Below are 21,805 nucleotides of genomic sequence, written 5' to 3' on the forward strand. Positions count from 1 at the left end.
AGTCCGCTTATTGGATCACCTGTGCATATACCCCACGATCGACGTTACCCCCCGACAGGATCACTCCGACTTTCCTGCCCGCCATTGTTTCACGCTCCTGTACCAGGGCCGCCAGCGCCGAAGCGCCCGCGCCTTCTGCAAGGTTGTGGGTATCGGTGTAATACATGCGCATCGCTTCGGCGATCTGCCCGTCGCTAACCGCGACAATTCGCGCCGCGCCCGCACTGTAGATGGCAAATGCATCGGGAATCGGCTTGCGCACCGCCAAGCCATCGGCAAAGGTATTCGCCGAGGGGGTTTCACAGATCTCTCCCGCCTCAAACGATAACCTGGCGGCGTCAGCCTCCGTCGACACCACTCCCACCACCTGGGTCTTGAGGCCCAGCGCGTCGCGCGCGGCGATCACCCCGCAGATCCCCGAACCGCAGCCGATCGGCACATAGACGGTGTCGAGGTCGGGCACCGCAGTGAACAGTTCCAGGGCATAGGTGGCCACGCCCTTGACCAGTTCGGTGTGGAACGGTGGCACCAGCAACAGGTCATGCGCCTGCGCCAGGCGAGCAGCCTCGACCCGGGCGTCATCGAAATCGCGGCCGCACTCGACCACCTCTCCCCCGAAGCCACGCATGGCGTTGTTCTTCTCCACCGAGTTGCCTTCGGGCACCACGATCAACGCGCGCAAGCCCACGGCACTGGCAGCCAGCGCCAGGCTCTGGCCATGGTTGCCGCGAGTTGCGGTGACGATGCCCTTCACTCCGGGGTGGGTGCGCTTGAGCCAGTGCATGAAGGTAATGCCGCCGCGTACCTTGAAGGCGCCCGTGGGGGTGTGGTTTTCATGCTTGACCCACACCGTGCAGCCCAACCGTTCTGCCAGCAACGGCCAGGCGTACTGAGCCGTGGCGGGCATGACCTGGTACACCAGGCGGGCGGCGTGTTCGATGTCGTCGCGAGTCAATGTGTGCATGGGCAGTCTCCTTGAGGTTTTGCCCAGTCTAGGTGCGCAGGCGCTACGTCGGCTTTCAGAAAACCGACCTGACTTTTTTGCCCCATCTTCACTACTATGCGGGCATGAACCCGCGAAATCGCCAGCCCTCAACGCTCATGACCGAACCGGTGCGCCGGGTCGACGCCGGGCCGTGGGCGATTGAGTTGTTGCCCGCCGCTCCCTACACGACCCGTTACGTAGCAAGCCAGGCCGCCATTGGCTTCGCCTTTGACAGCCAGCGCGGCGTGCACGCCATCGGCAACGACCGGGTACGGCCCTTCCTCGCCACTCCCAACGGCCTGGCGTTTGTCCCGGCCGGTTGCGACGTGTTGTCCGAGTCCTCGCAGGGCGGTGAATACCTGCGGGTGGTGCGCACCGATGGCCTGGAATTGCCCGGCGATCACGCTTTTAATAATCGTATCGATCCGCAAGCGATCCGCCTGGCGCTGCGCATGCGCAACGCAATGCTGCACGCCGCCGTGGATGACGATTGGCAGGCCTGGGCACTGGCCCTGGCTGAGCGGGCAACGGCGCACATCGCATCACCTGCGCAACCGACAGGCTCCCTTACGGCCAACCGCCTGCGCCTGCTGGATGAGTTCATCGATGCGGGCCTTGAGGGGCCGCTGAGTGTGCTGGCGATGGCCGGCCTTTTTGAACTGTCGGAAGGGTTTTTCATGCGGGCGTTCAAACAGGCTACCGGTAAAAGCCCGCACAGCTACCTGATCGACCGGCGCGTGGCCAAGGCCCGCGCCCTGCTGCGCGACTCAAGCGCCAGCCTGGCCGAGATCGCCCTCATCTGCGGCTTCAATTCCCAGGCGCATATGGCGACGCTGTTCCGACAACGGCTGGGGGCGAGTCCGGGGCAGTTGCGCAGTGGCAAATGACAACACCACTCACCCCGCCTCAATCAGAATCGGGCAGGGAGCATTCTGCAAAACCTCATACGCCACCGAGTTGCCCACCAGCCGCTCAAACGTCGACATGTGGTGATGCCCCATCACAATCAGATCGCACCCCTGCTCCCGGGCGTGGTTGCAGATGGCATGCTCCGGGTCGCCGGCAATGACGGTGGCCGTGCATTTGATGTGCCGAGCCTGAAGAAACAGCCGGGCCTTTTCGACAATTTCTTCGCAGTGCAACTGCTCTGCCCACGAGGCGGGCGATGCTTGCCGGGACTCAAGATCCGGTGCGCTGAATTCGTACGCGATTACGCTCACCACATGCACCCGCGTGGCGTCATGGGCCACTCTCATGGCCAACTCCAGGACCTTGTCGCTCTGGGCGTTGCCATTGATAGCCACCAGGATTTCACTGAACATCATTGATCCCGTTTGAATGCTGGATAAGAAGGCTGAAGAGCTGCGAAGTCTAGCAACCGTCAAATTCTCCGATAACTGACTTGTGAGCACTGTATGAGTGCACACAACGCAGCAATCGCCTCACTCCAGGTATGGGGCACCACCAACCCCGTGCCGAGCGAATTTGCTCGCGCTGGTTCGCAAAGCGGCCCCAAAACCTGTCGCCGCCAAACGATAAGTTGCGTTTCGCCACGGTAGAATCAAACCCGCTAATGAGCAGATTCGACAGCGGCAAACCTACTAATCTACCAGTGCAGTTTTTCCACTCTGGAGATTCGAAATGAAACTCAAAAACTCATTGGCATTGCTGATCACCGTCACCCTGGTCGGTTGCACCACTCCCGCCCAGAAAGGAGTGTCCGTGCCACTCCAGGCCACCCGGCATAACACCGGGCAAATCGGCAATGTAACCCTGGCCAACTGGGGCAAGAAAACTGGATTCAACTTCATCATCAGTGGCGTTCCCGACGGCGCCTCCCTGCCGCTGCGGCTGTATACTTTCATCAACAAGGGCAGCTGCCAGCAGCCCGGCACCGTTGCCTACGAAATGAACGACCAGGTCGGCACCGAACGCCAGGCCATTCGCGGCTGGGTATTCTCAAGAAGTGCGCCAGTGGAACTGCCCGTGTTGCTTGCCAGTGAGCACTCGGTCGTCGTGCGAACTGCCCCGGACAGCGGCAATCTCGATATTTTTTGCGGTGATATCAAGCGAGCAGGCTCGGTGAATTAGTCGTGGGCATGTGACGCGTCATGAGGGCTTTGCAGTGCAAGCATGTAGCCTGGAGCATTAGTTTTTCGGCAGTAATGTGCTCCCTTCGGTGTTTCCTGCGTCGCACTTCTCACTGCCCGCGCCATTCACCCGGAGTTCCCCATGCCCTCGCCCCATTCCTTCCCGGCAGCCCTGCTGGGCCTGGCTCTCGTCTGTCCGGCCATCGCTGCGGCACAGGGCATGGAGTTGGGGCAGGTGCTGATCGAAGCTGACGGACAAGGCACCGCAGACTCGTCCATCGAGGAAGCCAGCGAGCGGCTTTCCCAGGTGCCTGGCGGCACTAACGTGGTCGACATGCGCCGTGCGCTGCAGGGTCGAGTTGCCAGCAACCAGGATGTGCTGGCCTATCAGCCGGGCGTCTATGCGCAGTCTGCGGGCAATGAAGGGGTGAAGATTTCGATCCGTGGCTCCGGAATCAACCGTGCGCCCGGCGCCCATGCCTCGGGTCTGTACGCCATGCTCGACGGCCTGCCGCTGACGGGGCCGGGGGGCACGCCCTATGAGTTGCTGGAACCGCTGTGGCTCGATCATGTGGAAGTGTTGCGCGGTGCCAACGGGTTTGACCGCGGTGCACTGGCCCTGGGTGGGGCCATCGACTATATCAGCCACACGGGCTACGACGCGGCGCGGTTGCAGGTGCGCTATGCGGTAGGCAGTCACGGCTATCAGCAGCGCCAGATCAGTTCCGGGCAGGTGCTGGGGGCATTCGATTACTACGTGGCGGTGACCGACGCGAGCGCCGACGGGTATCAGGATCACACCGCCAGCAAAAGCCAGGGGCTGATCGCCAACTTCGGTTATCGCTTCAACCCGAACCTGGAAACGCGCTTCTATCTGCGCCACCGCCAGACCGACAACGATCTGGCCGGGCGCGTGACCAAGCACTCCATCGAGCACGACGCACGGGCCGCCAACCCGGCCTATGTCGCACGGGACGACAGCCGCGATCAGCCGGGCAGCACGTTCATCGGCAACAAGACCACCTGGTTCATCGATGACGATTCGAGCATCCAGACCGGGCTGGCCTATCACGACTATCCGATGGACCTGCGCGAAGGCCCCAACCGCCTGAAGGTAGCGTATTCGGATGTCAGCGGCACCTTCGACTACAAGCGTCGCGATACCCTGTGGGGCCTGGAAAGCCAGAGCAATGTCGGCCTGCGAGTGACCAGGCACCTGCCCAACGCCGGCGCCAGTGAATCGGTGCGCATCCCCACCGGCAACACCGCCGGGTACGCCCCGGGCACCGCCATGCGTAATTTCACCTATCAGGGCTCGGACACGGTATTGCACGCAGGCAACGATCTGCAGATCGCCGACGACCTGTGGCTGACCACCGGCCTCGCCGCCATCTACACACGGCGCGAAAGCGCCGTGACCTACCCGGACGGCGGCGGCAAGACCAGTCTCAATGACTGGGACTACGCCCCGCGCCTGGGCCTGCGCTATCAGGTGAACCCGGACCTGCAACTGTTTGGCAACCTCAGCCGATCCGTTGAAGGGCCGCATCCCTGGTCGCTGATCTACAGCGCCAACCAGCGCTTCCCGGCAGGCAGCGGCGCCGCCACGGGCACTCAACGTGATCCGGTCAAGCTGCAAAACCAGACCGCCACCACCCTGGAACTCGGCGGGCGCGGCGACAGTCGCCTGGGTCAATGGAGCCTGGCCTGGTACTACGCCCAGGTGCATAACGAGTTGCTCTCGGTGCTGCCGGACGCCAACGCCACCACGCCATACGAACTCAACGCCAGCCCCACCGTGCATCAGGGTGTGGAAGCCGGCCTGCAGAGCAACCTCTGGTCCCGAGACGACGGCGGCCAACTGAGCCTGCGCCAGAGCTATACCTTCAGCGACTTCCATTACCGCGACGACGATCGCTTCGGCGACAACCGCCTGCCGGGCCTGCCAATGCACTACTACCAGGGCGAACTGCGTTATGACTGGCCCCAGGGATTTTTTGCCGGGCTGAACACCCAGTGGGTATCCAAGGTGGCAGTCGATTACGCCAACAGCTATTACGCCGATCCCTATGCGCTGTTCGGTGCGACGGTGGGCTACAACTCGCCCAAGGATGACTGGCAGACCTGGCTGGACCTGCGCAACCTGACTAACAAGCACTACGCCGCCACGGTCACGCCGGGCTATGACGACAAGGGCCTGGATGCCGCGCGGTCGACGCCGGGTGAAGGCCTGGGTGTGTACGCCGGGGTGTCTTGGAGCCTTCGCTGAGGCCTGCACGTCGCTGAGTGGTGGTCTACGCTTGCGACAATTTTGCGGTGTTGCGCAGATTGGCAATCTGAACAGGAGGGGTGATGAGCAATTTCGCCATCGTGGCCACGGTACTCTCCATGATCCTGGGGTTGTCCGTTACCCGCCTGCTCCTGGGTGCATTGACTGTTTTCCGCATTCGCCGGGTCGCCAAACCTGACTGGGTGCCCCTGGTCTGGGCGATCATGCTGTTCGCCACCCAGCTGGATTTCTGGTGGGCGGTGAACTCCCTGCCGGCGGTCAAGACGACCTTTTCGTTCCCCGAATTCCTGGTGCTGGTCCTGCTGGCGTTATCGTTGTTTGTGGCCGCTGCGCTGCTGCTTCCCAGCCGCAGCGAAGACGAACAGAACGGCCTGCGCCTCTACTTCGAGCAGGATGGCCGCTACGCCCTGCTGTCGCTGTCGACCTACCTGCTGCTCGGGCTGTGCGTTAACGTGTGGTTTTTCAAGGCCTCGCCGCTTGCACTGTGGGGAGTCCTGGATGTGATCATGATCGTCCTGCCGGTCTGCGCATTCCTGGCCCGGTCACGTAAAACGTATTCGTTCATCACCTTGATTTACGTGCCCTTCACTGCGCTGGACCTGGCGGTTTCACTGTCCAACTAAGCGCGCTGTGGCCTGCCTTTAGAGGCCTCGCCCCGGGCTTGTCGTTCTGCGGAGTAAGCCTCGCCAAGTGCCTTGCCTAACCCTTCCCGATGCAACAGTTCGGCAATCTCTGTCAGACAACGTTCTGACCCACACCGCAAATCCCCTGCTGGAGCAATTGTCTTCCCCCTGCCGCATCAATGTCGAATGTGCAGACGCCATCGCGGGCAAGCCCAGCTCCCACAGTGATCTGCGCCGAACACAAATACTGCGCACACCAACAACACCTGTGGGAGCGGCGGTGCGACGAATCGACTTGCCCGCGAGCAAGCGTCGTAGCCGGCTAACGCAATACGGCTCTGCGTGGCGTACTCGTTGGCGCGTGTTGCGTGCATTCCCAAGGGGAATGCGATTGCACTCAATCGAGCACCTTAATCTGCGTTAACCCTACCACCTCAGCTTGTTGCACAATTTCCTCCGGCGATGCGTCAGCTGGGGGCATGATCAGGCCGTTTTCCGCGTCACCAAAATGTAACTCCAACAGATGCAGAGCGGCCTCATGCACTGGTAACTGCTCCTGCTTGAGCTCGAACAGGTGGGAGCGGAGCTCGCCGTTGAACAGGTATTGCACCGTGAAATTGCGCATGATCGATCCTCGGAATGAAAGAAGAGCTGCTGATCATCCTGACCTCCTGGTCAGTTTTTAGTTCGCACAATTTCAGCTTGGCAACGATCCTTGCGGGAGCGGCCGCCACCATTGTCATCATGTCGCTGAGCACCTTCGCCATCGGGCTGATCCCGTCCTATGCCTCGATTGGCATCTGGGCGCCGATCCTCCTGCTGCTGGCCAAAATGGCGCAGGGCTTCTCGGTTGGAGGGGAATACACCGGCGCCTCGATCTTCGTCGCCGAATACGCCCCTGACCGCAAGCGTGGTTTCCTCGGCAGCTGGCTGGACTTCGGCTCGATCGCCGGTTTTGTCCTCGGTGCCGGGGTGGTCGTGCTGATCTCCACCATCATAGGTGAAGAACAGTTCGAAGCCTGGGGCTGGCGTCTGCCGTTCTTCCTCGCCCTGCCCCTGGGCATGATCGGCCTCTATCTGCGTCATGCGCTGGAAGAGACTCCGGCGTTCCAGCAGCATGTAGAGCAGCTGGAACAGGACGATCGCGACGGCCTGGCACGTGGGCCGAAGGTGTCTTTCAAGGAAGTCGCCACCAAGCACTGGCGCAGCCTGTTGACCTGCATCGGCGTGGTCGCGGCGACCAACGTCACTTACTACATGCTGCTCACCTACATGCCGAGCTACCTCACGCACAACCTGCACTACAGCGAAAATCACGGTGTGTTGATCATCATCGCGATCATGGTCGGCATGCTGTTCGTGCAGCCGCTGATCGGGCTGGTCAGCGACAAGATTGGTCGTCGTCCTTTCATCATCTGCGGCAGCGTTGGCTTGTTCTTCCTCGCTATTCCGGCGTTCATGCTGATCAACAGCGGCAAGCTCGGCCTGATTTTTTCCGGGTTGCTGATGCTGGCGGTGCTGCTGAACTTCTTCATCGGGGTAATGGCGTCCACCCTCCCGGCGATGTTTCCTACGCACATCCGCTACAGCGCGCTGGCCAGCGCCTTCAACGTCTCGGTGCTGATCGCGGGCCTGACGCCAGCTATCGTCGCCTGGCTGGTGGAAAGCACACAAGACCTGTACGTGCCGGCGTATTACCTGATGGTGATCGCCGTGGTCGGCCTGGTCACCGGCGTGACGATGAAAGAAACGGCCAACAAACCATTGCGCGGTGCGGCGCCAGCGGCGTCCGACCTGGAGGAAGCACGGGAGCTGCTGCAGGAGCATCATGACAACATCGAGCAGAAGATCGAGGACCTCGATGCCGAAATCGCCGAGCTGCAAGCCAAGCGCGAGCGGCTGGTGCAGCAGCATCCGTTAATTGATTAACCCATCTGTCCCGGGTGATTCGCTCAAGTCTCGGCGAGCGGAAAACCCAGGCGAAAACGCGTACCGGTTTCGTCACTGTCCACGCTCACCCAACCGTCATGCAGGTGCATGATCGAGCGGACGATGGCCAGGCCCAACCCGCCGGAATCATCCGGCTGATTGCGTGACGGGTCGCACCGGTAGAACCGTTCGAACAATCTCGGCAGATGTTCCGCAGCGATCGGCGCGCCCTGGTTGTGCACCGTGACCTCGAGGCGGTCCTGCAGCAGTGTGCTGCTGATCGTCACCGCCGTGCCAGGCGTCGCGTAGCGCAGGGCATTGGCCAGCAGGTTGGCCAGAGCCCTGCGCACCAGGCCGGGGTCGGCCAGCAACTGATCATGGGCCTGGTTGATCAGCCCTACCTCGCGCTCCTGCGCCACGCCTTCAAAGTAATCACAGAGCTGCTCGATCAGCTCGTGCAAGTCGATTTGAACGGCTTTCACCGCCGCGTCGGACTGCTCGGTGCGGGCGAGAAACAGCATGCTGTCGATCATTCGCGCCAGACGCTCGTATTCTTCCTGATTGGATACCAGCAGGTTTTGGTAATCCTCGATCGAACGACTGTGCCGCAGGGTCTGCTGGGTATGGCCCATCAGGTTGCTCAGCGGCGTGCGCATCTCATGGGCCAGGTCTTCGGAAAAACGCGACAGCTGGGCAAAGCCGTCTTCCAGTCGTGCGAGCATCTGGTTGAGTGCATGGCTCAGCGCCTGCAGCTCACTGAGTTCACTGAACTCATCCAGGCGCAAATGCAGGTGCTGCACATCGATCCCGGCAGCGCGCCTGGCCAACAGGCGCACCGGTCGCAAACCACGCTGGCTGACCCACCAGCCCAGCACAAAAGCCAGCAGCGCACCGACCGACATGGCCAGCCAGAGCTTGAATCGATAGGCCGCCAGCATCTGCTCTCGCTCACCAAGCAACTTGCCGGCGATCAGGGTGAGACGGCGGTCGCCCTGGGTGACATCCTTCCAGGCAAGGCGCACGGGTTCTGACGCATCTGCGTCAGCAACGAGCGCCTGGGGCGTGGCTGGCAACCTTGGCAGGTTCATCTGGGCCGGGTTGATTTCGATCAGCACCTGGCCGCTTTCATCGAGGATCCACAGCAGGTTGTCGCGATTGCCCAGCATGTTCTCGTAGAGCTTGGGCCGACTGCGCAATTGCTCGACGCTGTCGCTGTCGTTGATCAACGCCTGCATGCGCTCGAGGCGACCGAGCAAGGCCTGGTCATCGCGCCAGGCAATCTCCCGCTCCAGGGACTGATACAGGTAAAAGCCGATCGCGCCCAGCAACAGCGCGCTGACGAGCGCGAACATCACCGCCAGGCGCAGGCTGAGGGCGCGCGGGAACAGGTTCAGGATTGCACCTCGAGCATGTAGCCAATACCGCGCACGGTGTGGATCAACTTGAGCGGGTAAGGATCATCCACCTTCGCCCGCAATCGACGGATCGCGACGTCGACCACGTTGGTGTCGCTGTCGAAGTTCATCTGCCAGATCTGCGAGGCGATCAGCGAACGGGACAATACCTCCCCTTCCCGACTGAGCAGCAAGTGCAGCAGGGCGAACTCCTTGTTGGTCAGGATCAGGCGCTCGCCGCCGCGGGTGACCTTGCGCCGCAGCAGATCCAGGCTCAGGTCACCGACCACGAAATGTTCGACCTCACGCGGCGGGCCGCGGCGCAGCAGGGTGCGCACCCGGGCCAGCAATTCGGCATAGGAGAAAGGTTTGACCAGGTAATCGTCAGCGCCCAGTTCCAGCCCTTTGACCCGATCGTCCACGGAATCCCGGGCCGTCAGGAACAGTACCGGGGTTTGCCATTTGCGCCGGATGATCTGCAGCAATTGCCAGCCATCCAGGCCGGGCAACATGACGTCGAGGATGATCAGGTCGAACTCGCTCTCCTGAGCCAGGTGCTGGCCGTCCAGCCCGTTCAGGGCGATCTCGACCACATAGCCCGACTCAGTCAGGGCCTTGCGCAGGTAATCCGCCGTCTTCGCTTCGTCTTCAACCACCAGGATACGCATTTTTTCCTCCAGAACTGGAGCATAGGCTAGCCCGCTTCGCGTGGTTCTCACATTACATATTGGTAATGATCGGGCAATCATCCTGAGCGGACGGGCCGGGCATCATGGCGACCAATGACTCAACCCGCCCTGATCAAGGAACAAGCATGCGTACCGGCCTATCGACTTCATTGCTGATCACACTCGCCATGAGCCCTGTATTCGTCCACGCCGCCCAGGCGCCAGTGCCGCGGATGGACGTGACGCTGGCGCTGGCCAATGACTTGCTCAATGCCACGCTGGGCGCCTGCCACGCCGATGGCCGCACGGCCGTTGCCGTCGTCGTCGACCGTGGCGGCAACCTGGTCGCCGTGCAGCGCGACGACAACGTCGGCCCGCACAACACGCTGGCCGCTCAACGCAAAGCCTACACCGCGCTATCGACCAAGACCTCGACCCGCCTTCTCGCCGAGCGAGCTCGCAGCACCCCGGATGCAGAAAACCTCAACACCTTGGGTGAATTGTTACTGCTGGGTGGGGGCGTGCCATTGCAGTTCGAGGGCCAGGTGATCGGCGCCATCGGAGTGGCCGGCGCCGGTGGCGCTGCATTCGATGAAGGCTGTGCACTGGCTGCCATCAACCAAGTCCTCCCTGCTGTTAAACACTAAGGAAATCACCATGACTGTATTGAAATCTCTCTTTGCCGGCGTCGTATTGAGCGCCCTGTCGACCCTGGCATCAGCGGCAGCCAACCCGCTGAGCGTCCACGTACTCAACTTGCAGGATGGCCTGCCTTCCCCTGGGGTCAACGTCACGCTGGAAAAACAGGACGGCAAGAACTGGGACATGCTCAACAGCGCCGCGACCAACGAACAGGGGCGGGTTACCGGTTTGTATCCGGAAGGCCAGAACCTGGAGAAAGGCACCTACCGCGTCACCTTCAAGACCGGCGAGTGGTTCAAGGCGCACAAGGTGGCCAGTTTCTTCCCGGAAGTACCGGTGATTTTCGAGGTGGATGGCACCGTTCCTCACTACCACATCCCGCTGCTGCTCAGTCCTTACGGGTTTTCGACCTACCGGGGTAACTAAAGCGCAAAAAAAACCCCGCAACCGAATGAGGTGCGGGGTTAAAAAATTGGTTGGTTGCGGCCAACCAAAGGAGCTCTGTAGTAAACCTTAGATGCAGTCCTGTGCTGCACGTTCAAAACTGGAAGGCAGTAAATTCGACGCCAGCAAGTGCCGCTCATAGATGAACACTTTGCCGCCGTGGCCGGCCTTGTAGGCTTCCAGCACGTTGTCCGCCGAGATTTTGCTTGGCACCACGATCCGGTAGCTGCGCTGGGTCTGGGAAACGGTCGGATGCAGCGCACTGCCCTGCAACTTCGGTACGACGCAGTCAGCGTACTGGGCCGGAGTCTTGCTGGTCTGCAAGGTCATGGTCGGATCGTTCGGCGCGGAGGCACAACCGGCCAGCAGCAACGAGGCAAACGCCATGGCAAAAACAAAAAGAGCACGCATCCATCTCATCCTGAAAAAATTGGGCGATTCAGCAGTTGAACGGCATCGCCCTGTTCGATGGTGGTGATTTTCCGGGTATTGTCAGCAAAGTAGAACTTGCCTTTGGTGATGTTCACTATTACTTCTAGCAATAGTTGCCCGCCGTCCCGGCAGGCACGCCATCTAACAAGATCGATGAGGGTCTCTACTTGAGAACTTTTGACTTTATCCGCGACGCCGTCTTGCCCCAGTACCGTGAACGGGTGGCCGAATATCTGGTGCAGTACGAAAGCGTGCTATTGAGCGACCCCGCGCCGAGCCCGGAGCTGGCCCGGGACACTGCCAATCAGCTACGCGGCTACCTGCGCGGCCTGAACACCACGCGTGTATTGGGCATGGCGGATCTGGAGGAGCTGGACCGGCGTCTGGCAGATACCTGGCTGTAGATTCGGCCGCTGCCTTGCTGTGGGAGCAAACCCCGAGCCTTCGATCAAACCGGTTGAACCTACCCGCCGCCCTACCCCTCGGATATTAAAATCAGATCGGGTAAACCCATGGACATCGAGGACACACTACTGCGCCAGCGCAAGGTGCTTGCCGAATTTGGCGAGCTGGCCCTGGTGTCGGATGATCTTGAGCACATCCTCGACGAGGCCTGTCGCCTGGTGGGTGAGGCGCTGGAAACCAATCTGGCCAAGTTCATGTTGTTGCGCGAAGACGGCATCACGTTCCTGGTGCGCAACGGGATTGGCTGGACGCCGGATGTCGTGGGCAAGGTCCAGGTGCAAGCCTGTGAAGGCAGCCCGGAGCGTTACTCCCTGGACACTGATCTACCGGTGATCTCGGTGAATGTCGCCACCGAAACTCGCTTCCGCTACCACGACTTCCAGACCAGGAATGGCGTGCAAGCGTTCGTCAACGTGCTGGTACACGGGGCCACCGATCAGCGTCCCTTCGGGATTTTCGAAGTCGACAGCCGCTGCCCTCGCGAATTTACCGACAGTGATATTGATTTCCTGCGGGTCTACAGCAATCTGCTGGGGGCGGTCCTCAAACGCTTCAACGCCTTGCAGGTCATGCGCTCCACCGAAGAAAAACTGCGCGAAAGCGAGAAGCACTACCGGATCGCCGCAGAGCTCAATCCGTTGTGGCCCTGGAGCGCCGACAGTCAAGGCGCGCTGATTTCCATCGATCAGCGCTGGCACGAATACACCGGGCTGAACCCGGCGCAAACGCTGGGTCGCGAGTGGACCCAAGCCGCCCATCCAGACGATCGCCAATCCCTGGCCCAAGGCTGGGATCATTCGCTGGCGACCCTGGAACCCTTCGATCTGCACGTCCGATTGCGCAAGCACGATGGCGAGCTACCCTGGTTCAGGGTGCGCGCATTGTGCAGCCTCGACGCTGGCGGGCACAGCGAGCAATGGTATGGCACCCTGGAGAACGTCGATGACCGGGTGCAACTTGAGTCAGCGTTGCGCGACTGGAACGATTTGCTGGAAGACCGAATCGCCCAGCGCACCGCGCAGCTTGAGGCCGAACAGCAAGAGCGGGCCATGGCAGAATCCAAGCTTCGGCAAAGTCAGAAAATGGAAGCAGTCGGCCAGCTGACTGGCGGCATCGCCCACGACTTCAACAACTTGTTGGCCGGGATCATTGGCAGCCTTGAGTTGATGCAGCGACGCATCGACGCCGGGCAGCACAATCAGCTCACCCGCTACAACTCAGTCGCCATGACTTCCGCCTCCAGGGCGGCCGCCCTGACTCAGCGGCTGCTGGCGTTTTCCAGACAACAATCACTGGAGCCCGAGCTGCTCGAACCGCGCACCGTCGTCGCGGGCCTGGAAGAAATGATCAGGCGTTCGGTGGGGCCCAGCATTGTCGTCGAGTGCTCGTTCAGAGCGAGCGACCGCATCCGCTGCGACCTCAACCAGCTGGAAAATGCGCTGCTCAACCTCGCCATCAATGCGCGGGATGCGATGCCAGACGGCGGCACTCTGAGCTTGATGGTTGATCGCTGCACTATTGATGCGCCAGCGTCCTTTGACAGGAACATGCCCCAGGGTACCTATGTCAGCATTTCGGTCACCGACTCGGGCACCGGTATCAGCCCGGATATCCTCTCGCGCATCTTCGACCCTTTCTTCACCACCAAGAAAATAGGTGAAGGCACAGGCCTGGGCCTGTCGATGATCTATGGCTTCACCCAGCAATCCGGAGGCCAGATCAAAGTCCACAGCAGCCTCGGTGTAGGTACGACCGTCACCATGTACTTCCCGGTAGACCATTCGCAGCCGGGGCATAGCCGAAAAAAAGCCGGTGAAGCGCATTCCATGCTGCCCGCAGCCCACAACGAAGTCATCCTGCTGGTGGACGACGAAAAAGCCATTCGGCAGATGGTATCGGAGTTTCTGAGCGAGATGGGCTATCGCGTGATCGAAGCCGTGGACAGCGTGTCTGCCATCAAGCAGGCGGAAAAACTCGACCATCTGGACCTGTTGCTGACGGATATCGGCTTGCCCGGCGTGATGAACGGAGTCAGCCTGGCTGCGGAATTCAGGGGGCGATACCCGTCGCTCAATGTGCTGTTCATTACCGGTTTTGCCGCAGGTTCGCGCCTGGTCTCGATGGATGCGTCTACCCAGGTATTGCCCAAGCCGTTCAGCCTCAATGATCTGAGCCATCGGGTGCGCGAGCTGCTCGATTCAGGCCTGGGCAGCACATAGCTGTCGCTCTGGCCAGCGAAGCTGCGCACGCACCGTCGTTTTGCCGACGGTGTGGAGCGAGCGGTTATTTGTCGGACTTGATACTGGTCCACACCCGAGTACGCACCCGCTCAAGTTTCTGTGGCAGCGGTTGCACGACGTAAAGGGTTTTCAGGGCTTCGCTGGTCGGGGTCAGGTTCGGGTTGCCGGTAATGTCCTTGTTGATCAGCGCGATCGAATCCTTGTTGGCGTTGGGGTACCCGAGGAAATCACTGATCGGGGCGATGACTTTAGGGTCCAGCAGGGTATTGAGGAACTCGTGGGCCTCCTCGACGTTCTTCGCACTTTTGGGAATGGCGAAGGTATCGAACCAGATCGGCGCGCCTTCCTTGGGAAGGCGCCAGTCAACTACTACGCCATTACCCGCTTCCTTGGCGCGGTTGCCGAATTGATAAAAGCTGCCGGAGTAACCAATGGCGACGCAGATGTCACCGTTGGCAATGTCGGTCATGTATTTGGCGGAGTTGAAGTAGGTGACATACGGGCGGATTTTCATCATCAACGCCTTGGCTTTTTCGTAGTCATCGGGATTCTGGCTGTTGGGATCCAGGCCAAGGTAATGCAGGGCCAGCGGCAGGATTTCCGAAGGTGAGTCGAGCATGGCCACGCCACAGGCCTTGAGCTTCTCCATGTTCTCGGGCTTGAACACCAGGTCCCAGCTGTCCACCGGGGCATTCTCGCCAAGTGCCGCCTTGACCTTGGCCGGGTTGAAGCCAATCAGCACGGTGCCGTACATATAGGGCACGCCGTAGAGATTGCCGGGATCGTTCTTGTTCAGCAGCTTGAGCAGTTCCGGGTCCTGATGGCTCCAGTTCGGCAACTTGGATTTATCGAGTTTCTGGAACACGCCAGCCTTGATCTGGGTTTCGATGAACTGGTTCGACGGCACTACCAGGTCGTAGCCGGAGTTACCGGTCAACAGCTTGGCTTCCAGTGACTCGTTGGTGTCGAAGGTGTCCCAGGTCACCTTGATGCCAGTGTCCTTGGCGAAGTCCTTGGGCACCGATGGCAGGATGTAGTCTGCCCAGTTATAAACTCTCAGTTCGCGCTGTTCGGCGTGTACTGCGGCGGCCAGCAGTGTCAGCCCGCACAGGCCTGCACCGAGAATGCGTTTCATCGTTTGCATTGATTTCCCCAAGTGTGACGTCAGTACGATGGTTTTTATGTTCTGTACACGGCAGCAGGCTTGAAAAATAGCCAAAGGCAAGGAGCAGCAGGAATCTGATCGTCGTGGCGACTGCCACCGATTCTTGCTGACAGCAGGGTCGGTTCACAGTGGGCGATTGGCCAAAAGGGGATCGAAATGGCCAAAATACTTGTCCGCAAATGGACGTCGAAGGGTTTTATAGGCTATACGAAAAAGCCCGCTCTAAGCGGGCTTCAGATTTCGAGTAGGTGGCCAGTGCTGGTCTCCGGCTTACAAGGTTTATCAGGACTCCCACACAAGCGCTTTGTATGTACTGCACTAGTGCTTCACACGGCATCAGGGCTGGATCTCAGCGCGGAGATCTTTCTAACCGTGTACCCTTCGGAACGCTGCCCCGCGTCTCCTCGCTATCCGCTTGCGCATCAGTCTGCGTCTTCACCTACACCTTCAGGATAGCAAAAACCCTCGATTTTCAAACTGCTCGATTAGATTGATTCGCTCTGGCGCTAGAACCTTGTGAAGATAAAACCTGCCTGCAAAATTGCCTGCCGTTGAATGCGAATCCTACTGCCACATCAGGGGTCCACCTTCCCCATCAATTCGGCGACGCTCTCCTGGCGCTTGGCATAACGCTGCGCCAGCACTGCACAGACCATCAGCTGAATTTGATGGAACAGCATCAGCGGCAGGATCAGCACGCCGATGGTGCTGCCGGCGAAGAGCACTTGTGCCATCGGCACCCCGGTGGCCAGGCTCTTCTTCGAGCCACAGAACAGGATGGTGATACGGTCTTCCTGGTTGAAACCGAACACCTTGCCCAGCACCGTGGCAGATGCCAGCACCAGCGCCAGGAAGATGCAGCACACCAGTACCAGGCCCGCCAGCTCCCATACCGGAATCAGCTGCCAGATGCCCTCGTTCACCGCCTCGCTGAAAGCACCGTAGACCACCAGCAGGATCGAGCCCTGGTCGACGAATTTGAGCCAGCTCTTGTTGCGTCCCACCCACGCCCCTATCCAGCGTCGGGCGATCTGCCCGGCAATGAACGGCAGCAGCAATTGCACGCTGATCTTCATGATCGCATCGAGGGTTGACCCGCCGTCGCCGTGCACGTCCAGCAGCAAGGTCACCAGCAACGGCGTCAGGAAAATCCCGAACAGGCTGGACGCCGCCGCGCTGCAAATGGCCGCCGGGATATTGCCCCGGGCCAGGGACGTGAAGGCGATCGCCGATTGTACGGTCGCGGGTAACGCACAGAGGTACAGCATGCCCATGTACAGCTCGTCGCCAATCAGTGGCGTCAACAGCGGTTTGAGCGCCAGCCCCAGCAGCGGGAACAGCACGAAGGTCAGGCCAAATACCAAGAGGTGCAGGCGCCAGTGACCGGCGCCGGCAATGATCGAGTCACGGGAAAGTTTGGCACCGTGCAGGAAAAACAGCAGCGCAATGGCGATGTTGGTCAACCAGCCGAAGCCCACGGCGACCTGACCGCTGGCAGGCAGCACGCTGGCGATAACGACCACGCCAACCAGGGTCAGGGTGAAATTGTCGGGCAGGAAACGAGGGCGAGTCATCAGATCATCATCCGGGGGTTGCCAAGTACGTGGCACCGACTCTAACGTGCCTGCTGATTACCGACTAACGCCGATGAGTCAGCTGATGCCGCCTAAAGGACATGAAAAAAGCGTAAGGCGCAGTGTACCGGGGCTTCCCAGCCTGCCCAGACCGGTCTACGGTCGTACCGAATCACTGCCCAATCGCGCGTTAACCCGCCGCCACAGTCACCCATGGGTGCAGTTGTCGTACGCGATTCAGGGCGTGCTGGAGGTGCAGACCAGTGTGGGCCGCTTCGTAGCGCCACCCGAACGGGCGGTATGGATACCGGCTGGTATGCCGCATCGGGTGTTCAGCTCGCCGCGCACGGAAATGCGCAGCCTGTACCTGGATTGCAGCGTGACGCAATGGGCACCGCCGCGTTGCCATGTGCTGGGGGTCAGTGATCTGCTGCGCGAGTTGATCAGGGCTTTCAGTAAAATCCCCATAGAGTATGAGCAGCACGGCGCCCATGGGCGGCTGACTCAGGTATTGCTGGACCAGCTCGCCGAGGCGCCGACGATCGACTTGATGCTGCCGCTGCCTCAGGATCTGCGTTTGCGGCAGATCTACCAGAGCCTGCAGGCCCATCCGGAACAGCAGACAACCCTGGCGCACTGGAGCCAGAAATTCGGCGTGACGGAAAAGACCCTGAGCCGCCTCTTCCTGCGCGATACCGGCCTGACCTTCCGCGCCTGGCGCCAGCGTCTGCGCCTGCTGGGCGCGCTCACCCCGTTGGAACAGGGAGAACGAGTGACCGATGTGGCGCTGGCCTGCGGTTACGAATCGACCTCGGCATTCATTGCGGCGTTTCGGCAGCAGTTTGGCGAAACGCCGGGGGAGTTTTTTCGGTAGATGCTGGTGGCTGCAAGCTGCCCCTGCAGGAGCTTGGCTTGCCAGCGATGGCGGCATCAAATGCACCATCGAATCGCCGGCAAGCCGGCTCCTACGAAGACTTTTGTGCAGCGTTAATTCATAGGCGAAGTGCTGACCACCCGCAGCGCCAGGCCCTCATAGGCATCCAGGGTGATGGTGAATTCACCCTCGGCCGTGAGGTCGCCTTCCACTCGTTCATTAATGATGTCGACCACCGGGCCCGGCGCGATGTTGGGCAGGTGCAGGGTTTCGGTGATCGGCGTCGAGCCGAAATTCAGCGCAGTGATTTGCGTGCCTTTGCCGGCGGGCAACTCATGCACCATGACCAACAGCCCAGGGTGCTGCACATCCGGCACCAGGATCTGGCGGCTGGCGGCGATGTCATAGGCGCGGCGCGCGGCGAGGATTTTCTGCAGCTGAGACGCGAAGGAGTCAGGGTCGTTTAGCTGCGTCGGCAAGCTGCCATAAAGCGTCTTCGGCCGCGGCATCTGTCCCGCGGACAGGGGCGCATCAGGGTTCAGATCGACCAGGTCGTAGGCCCCCCGATGGATCCAGCGGGTATCGCCATCGAGCATCAAGTGCTCGACCTGTTCCGCGGGCAATGGCAAGGCGCCCACCAGATCCCAGCCAGACAAGGCAAACACCCCTGGCTGCATCGCGTTGTACATCACCAGCAGCAGGTGCACCTGACGGATCTGCGCGATATCTGCCGCAGTGATAGCGTCAAGATCACGAATCCCCAATGCCGCCGTGATGATGCTCGCCGTAGTGCAAGACACGCCGTTGGTGACGAATTTAAGGTTATAGGGGGCATGTTCGCCGGCCAGGCGTTCGTACATCTGTTCGCGGATGTGCTCGCGCAGGATATTGCCGGGGAAGGTCTGGCCCTGATACAGGTAGGTATCATGGGCGTGCAGCGTCCAGAAGTGCACCAGCTCCAGGGTCAGCTCGTCGTGGTTTTGCAACGCGTGGATCAGCGAGCCGGGGTCGATGCCCAGGGTGTGCATCTGACGCAGCATCAGGCGCAGGAATTCGGTATCCCCCATCAGCAAGGCATGCTGGTAGGCCGGGCGGGTGATGAAGTCGTAGGACAGGTCCGCGCCGCCGTGGGACATGGCGGCGATGTCATCCACGGTGAGGTTCAACTCCTGGAAACTGAACCCGCCGGCCTTGCGGATCGCCCCGGCCAACAGCTGGTTGCCGGTGATCGACAGCGGGTGACTCTCCGACCAGGCGGTGCCATCGAGCTTGCGCTCCACGCCGAGAAAGCCATTGGCGTCCAGGCGCAGGATCTTTGCGCCCATCACGTCGATAGCGTGCAGGGCGTCGCCGATGATCATCTGCTGCGCAGCGAAGGTCGGGTCCAGCCAGTTCAATGACGGCTGGCCTTCCTTGAAGTAATGCAGGTACACCCAGCGGCGCGGTTTGCCGTCGACGCCGACGACTACCGGTGTGGCGCTCCAGTCGGTCTCCTTGACCCCTGGCTCGAAGAAAATCACCCGCTGCAACTGGCCGACGATGTAATGCTTGTCCCGCAACACATCAACCTGCTGCGGGCTGAGGTTGTGCGCGTCGCGACCTTCCTCGATCTCCGGTAGCAGGGGCCAGTCTTCTTCGCGGATCTCGACCATGTGGTAGAGACCCGGGTAATCCTCGTACGCCATCTCGGCCAGGCGAAAATCCGCGCCCTTGCCGGTGTGCGAAGGAATCACATCGTCGATGATCACCGCGTTATGCGCGGCGGCCATGCGGGTCAGCGCCTGCAACTGCGCCTCGGTGCCCAGTTGCGGGTCGATTTCGAAACTGATGCGGTCGAAGTTACCGTCGATGGTTGGCGTCTGGACCGTGCCGCGCAAACCACCGGACATTTTCAGCGGCCCATTGTGAATACCCTGGATACCGATTTTCGACAGCGCATGCCACAGGGTTTCATCGCCCAGTGCCTCAAGCACAGTGCCGTCTTCGCGGGTGACGATGGATGCCGGATACGCGGTGAACCACACTGAAGACAACGCCGAAGCATCTCGCGGGCGGGTATGGGCAAACGGCTGTTGCCACAGGCGGCCCTGCCCCGAGTAGAGCTTGGCCCGCTGGCGGGCAGCGTGCAGCATTGATTGTTGAACCAGCCAGGCCACATGGTTATTTTCCGCTGCCGTCATATAACAATCACCTGTGTTCGAGAATCGAAATCGCAGTCGGCCATTGCACTCCAATAGCACCGCTCGTTTTCATATGAGGGCCTGGGGCGCCATTCGTTGCATCTTCGTCGCGACCAACGCCACTATCGAGTGATTGCAGTGGCCATCATCTCGCAGGTAATATTGAGAGCGATTCTCACTCACATCTGGAACGCCGACCGGTGCAACCCTCCTCGACCCGCAAGCTGGGCTTCTTTTTCAGCGACCATCACCGCTGGTTGCTGCAGCATATCCAGCAGCGAATGCGCAATCATGCGGATGCCGAGGACACTGCCGCCGATACGTTCTGCCAGCTGCTGGCGGCGCGGGTCGACCCGGACAGCATCGAACAACCACGCGCCTACCTGTCGACCATCGCCCGCCGGCTGATCTTTGACCGCCACCGTCGGCGCAAACTGGAACTGGCCTATCTGGAACGCCTGTCATTGCTGCCGGAAGCACTGGCGCCCTCCCCTGAAGAGCAGATGCTGCTGATTGAAGCATTGGTCGCCATCGACAAGGCCATCGATGGCTTGCCGTCGATCGTCAAGGCGACTTTCCTTTATAGCCAGCTCGACGGGCTGAGCTACGTGGCCATTGCGCAGAAACTGGGATTATCGGAGCGCACCGTCAGCCGCTACATGAAGCAGGCCCTGCGTCAGTGCTACCTGAGCGAGATCACGCCATGAGCAAGCTGCGCCTGGACCCGGTCAGCGAGCAAGCCATAGACTGGATGGTCAAGCTTCGCGCCGGCACCCCGGATGCCGCATTGCAAATGCGCTTCAATGCCTGGTTGGCGATGGACCCGGCGCACCTGCAGGCCTGGACGACTCTGCAGGAGCGACTCGGGGCATCGTTCAACACCGTGCGCGCCCTGGATCGCCGAGTGCCGGGCCAGGCCGGTGAAGCGCGGCAGATCCTGCTGCAACCCCAAGGCTCTCGACGGGATGCTCTGCGGGTCATTGCCGGGCTGGGTCTGCTGGGCGGCGGTCTGTGGCTCTGCGCCCGCAGTCCGCTGGGGGATTCCTTACTGGCCGACCTGAGCACCGGGCGCGGTCAGCGTCAGGGGTACAACCTCGCAGATGGCAGCCGCCTGAACCTCAACGCCAACAGCGCGGTGGACCTGCGCTTCGACGACCAGCAACGCCTGGTGGTTCTGCGTCACGGCGAATTGGTGATTCAGGTGGCACCCGATCCGCAACGTCCATTGCGTGTGCGCACCGCTCAAGGGCAGGTGCAGGCCCTGGGCACACGTTTCCTGGTGGCCCAGGAACAGGACGCCACCCGGGTCGTTGTGCTGCAGCATTCGGTGCAGCTGCGACTGCCGGACGGCACCACACGGGATCTGCAGGAAGGCCAGTCCGCCCTGCTGGCCACTGGGCGCATCACGCCAACGGCCGGCGACCAGCGTGGTCGCGCCGACTGGCTGGTCGGACGCCTGAATGTGCTCGACGAACCCCTCGAGCAAGTGGTCGAGGCCCTGCGTCCGTACCAGCGCGGATTCATCCGGATTGCGCCGCAGGTGCGTCACTTGCGGGTCCAGGGTGTATTCCCCCTCGACGACCCGGCCCGGACCCTCGCCGCGCTGGCAGAAACCTTGCCTATCCAGGTGGACAGCTACAGCCCGTGGCTGACGTTGATCCGGGCACGAAACACGTGAATGGAACTGGAAGCTGTGACCCTGTGGCGCTCGCCGCAAGAGGGGTGCAAAACTCCAAGCGAAAATTTTTTTGAAAATACTTCTTATTCGTGTCCGGTTTTCGTTTCTCATCCCACCTATCTCCTGACACTT

The 21,805-nt window shown here is 60.8% G+C and carries 20 protein-coding genes and 1 pseudogene; 12 read left to right on the top strand and 9 right to left on the bottom strand.

Annotation, left to right across the window (positions count from 1 at the left end):
• Positions 1-7: 7 nt before the first annotated feature.
• Positions 8-964 carry a threonine dehydratase gene (locus IMW75_RS07650; protein ID WP_205892245.1) on the bottom strand — a complete coding sequence of 319 codons (957 nt, stop codon included), beginning with the start codon at positions 962-964 and terminating at the stop codon, positions 8-10.
• 104 nt (positions 965-1,068) lie between these two features.
• Here IMW75_RS07650 and IMW75_RS07655 point away from each other — a divergent pair, with 104 nt between their 5' ends.
• Positions 1,069-1,872 (top strand): helix-turn-helix transcriptional regulator, encoded by an 804-nt coding sequence (locus tag IMW75_RS07655; protein WP_205892246.1) that lies wholly within the window; start codon positions 1,069-1,071, stop codon positions 1,870-1,872.
• Between the two features lie 9 nt (positions 1,873-1,881).
• Here the strand turns inward: IMW75_RS07655 and IMW75_RS07660 are convergent, their stop codons facing one another.
• A complete protein-coding gene (locus IMW75_RS07660; protein WP_052672981.1) occupies positions 1,882-2,307 on the bottom strand; it encodes a universal stress protein in 426 nt (141 codons plus the stop codon).
• A gap of 319 nt (positions 2,308-2,626) precedes the next feature.
• Between IMW75_RS07660 and IMW75_RS07665 the strand changes: the two genes are divergently transcribed.
• The 3 genes from IMW75_RS07665 to IMW75_RS07675 all read left to right on the top strand — a co-directional run bounded on the left by IMW75_RS07665 (position 2,627) and on the right by IMW75_RS07675 (position 5,988).
• Entirely contained in the window at positions 2,627-3,076 is a 450-nt protein-coding gene (locus IMW75_RS07665) for a hypothetical protein (RefSeq protein WP_205892247.1), read from the top strand.
• Positions 3,077-3,217: 141 nt separating this feature from the next.
• Complete coding sequence (locus tag IMW75_RS07670; protein ID WP_205892248.1) at positions 3,218-5,344, top strand: TonB-dependent receptor family protein; 2,127 nt, start codon at positions 3,218-3,220, stop codon at positions 5,342-5,344.
• 83 nt (positions 5,345-5,427) lie between these two features.
• Positions 5,428-5,988 (top strand): hypothetical protein, encoded by a 561-nt coding sequence (locus IMW75_RS07675; protein ID WP_045059045.1) that lies wholly within the window; start codon positions 5,428-5,430, stop codon positions 5,986-5,988.
• Positions 5,989-6,385: 397 nt separating this feature from the next.
• On the opposite strand, the gene IMW75_RS07680 is transcribed toward IMW75_RS07675, so the two are convergent.
• Positions 6,386-6,613 carry a hypothetical protein gene (locus IMW75_RS07680; protein WP_045059044.1) on the bottom strand — a complete coding sequence of 76 codons (228 nt, stop codon included), beginning with the start codon at positions 6,611-6,613 and terminating at the stop codon, positions 6,386-6,388.
• Between the two features lie 101 nt (positions 6,614-6,714).
• On the opposite strand from IMW75_RS07680, the pseudogene proP reads away from it, so the two are divergent.
• A pseudogene (proP, locus tag IMW75_RS07685) lies at positions 6,715-7,917 on the top strand (glycine betaine/L-proline transporter ProP); the annotation flags it as partial.
• Positions 7,918-7,940: 23 nt separating this feature from the next.
• Here the strand turns inward: proP and IMW75_RS07690 are convergent.
• A complete protein-coding gene (locus IMW75_RS07690) occupies positions 7,941-9,311 on the bottom strand; it encodes a heavy metal sensor histidine kinase (RefSeq protein WP_205892281.1) in 1,371 nt (456 codons plus the stop codon).
• Entirely contained in the window at positions 9,308-9,979 is a 672-nt protein-coding gene (locus IMW75_RS07695; RefSeq protein ID WP_045059042.1) for a heavy metal response regulator transcription factor, read from the bottom strand. The genes IMW75_RS07690 and IMW75_RS07695 overlap by 4 nt, the downstream gene beginning before the upstream one ends.
• Before the next feature lie 188 nt (positions 9,980-10,167).
• On the opposite strand from IMW75_RS07695, the gene IMW75_RS07700 reads away from it, so the two are divergent.
• Both IMW75_RS07700 and uraH read left to right on the top strand, forming a co-directional pair.
• Complete coding sequence (locus IMW75_RS07700) at positions 10,168-10,626, top strand: GlcG/HbpS family heme-binding protein (RefSeq protein WP_236695851.1); 459 nt, start codon at positions 10,168-10,170, stop codon at positions 10,624-10,626.
• 10 nt (positions 10,627-10,636) lie between these two features.
• A complete protein-coding gene (gene uraH / locus IMW75_RS07705) occupies positions 10,637-11,047 on the top strand; it encodes a hydroxyisourate hydrolase (RefSeq protein WP_045059040.1) in 411 nt (136 codons plus the stop codon).
• Positions 11,048-11,134: 87 nt separating this feature from the next.
• On the opposite strand, the gene IMW75_RS07710 is transcribed toward uraH, so the two are convergent.
• Positions 11,135-11,476, bottom strand: coding sequence for a YajG family lipoprotein (locus tag IMW75_RS07710; protein WP_122838531.1), 342 nt, complete (start codon positions 11,474-11,476; stop codon positions 11,135-11,137).
• Positions 11,477-11,664: 188 nt separating this feature from the next.
• Between IMW75_RS07710 and IMW75_RS07715 the strand changes: the two genes are divergently transcribed.
• Both IMW75_RS07715 and IMW75_RS07720 read left to right on the top strand, forming a co-directional pair.
• A complete protein-coding gene (locus IMW75_RS07715; protein WP_045059038.1) occupies positions 11,665-11,901 on the top strand; it encodes a hypothetical protein in 237 nt (78 codons plus the stop codon).
• A gap of 108 nt (positions 11,902-12,009) precedes the next feature.
• Complete coding sequence (locus IMW75_RS07720) at positions 12,010-14,181, top strand: hybrid sensor histidine kinase/response regulator (RefSeq protein WP_205892249.1); 2,172 nt, start codon at positions 12,010-12,012, stop codon at positions 14,179-14,181.
• A gap of 64 nt (positions 14,182-14,245) precedes the next feature.
• On the opposite strand, the gene IMW75_RS07725 is transcribed toward IMW75_RS07720, so the two are convergent.
• Together IMW75_RS07725 and IMW75_RS07730 are read right to left on the bottom strand one after the other, a co-directional pair.
• Positions 14,246-15,346, bottom strand: coding sequence for a polyamine ABC transporter substrate-binding protein (locus tag IMW75_RS07725; protein WP_045059036.1), 1,101 nt, complete (start codon positions 15,344-15,346; stop codon positions 14,246-14,248).
• 596 nt (positions 15,347-15,942) lie between these two features.
• The gene (locus IMW75_RS07730) at positions 15,943-16,941 is read right to left on the bottom strand and encodes a bile acid:sodium symporter family protein (protein WP_205892250.1); all 999 of its coding nucleotides are present in this window, start codon (positions 16,939-16,941) and stop codon (positions 15,943-15,945) included.
• Positions 16,942-17,026: 85 nt separating this feature from the next.
• Here IMW75_RS07730 and IMW75_RS07735 point away from each other — a divergent pair, with 85 nt between their 5' ends.
• The gene (locus IMW75_RS07735; RefSeq protein ID WP_045059034.1) at positions 17,027-17,815 is read left to right on the top strand and encodes an AraC family transcriptional regulator; all 789 of its coding nucleotides are present in this window, start codon (positions 17,027-17,029) and stop codon (positions 17,813-17,815) included.
• 113 nt (positions 17,816-17,928) lie between these two features.
• Here IMW75_RS07735 and treS read toward each other — a convergent pair whose 3' ends face one another.
• A complete protein-coding gene (gene treS / locus IMW75_RS07740) occupies positions 17,929-19,995 on the bottom strand; it encodes a maltose alpha-D-glucosyltransferase (RefSeq protein ID WP_205892251.1) in 2,067 nt (688 codons plus the stop codon).
• Positions 19,996-20,195: 200 nt separating this feature from the next.
• Here treS and IMW75_RS07745 point away from each other — a divergent pair, with 200 nt between their 5' ends.
• Both IMW75_RS07745 and IMW75_RS07750 read left to right on the top strand, forming a co-directional pair.
• Positions 20,196-20,702 (top strand): sigma-70 family RNA polymerase sigma factor, encoded by a 507-nt coding sequence (locus IMW75_RS07745; RefSeq protein WP_045059032.1) that lies wholly within the window; start codon positions 20,196-20,198, stop codon positions 20,700-20,702.
• Complete coding sequence (locus IMW75_RS07750) at positions 20,699-21,673, top strand: FecR domain-containing protein (RefSeq protein WP_205892252.1); 975 nt, start codon at positions 20,699-20,701, stop codon at positions 21,671-21,673. The genes IMW75_RS07745 and IMW75_RS07750 overlap by 4 nt, the downstream gene beginning before the upstream one ends.
• The last annotated feature ends 132 nt before the right edge of the window (positions 21,674-21,805 follow it).

This window comes from Pseudomonas gregormendelii (assembly GCF_017114825.1).
Lineage (GTDB): Bacteria > Pseudomonadota > Gammaproteobacteria > Pseudomonadales > Pseudomonadaceae > Aquipseudomonas > Aquipseudomonas gregormendelii.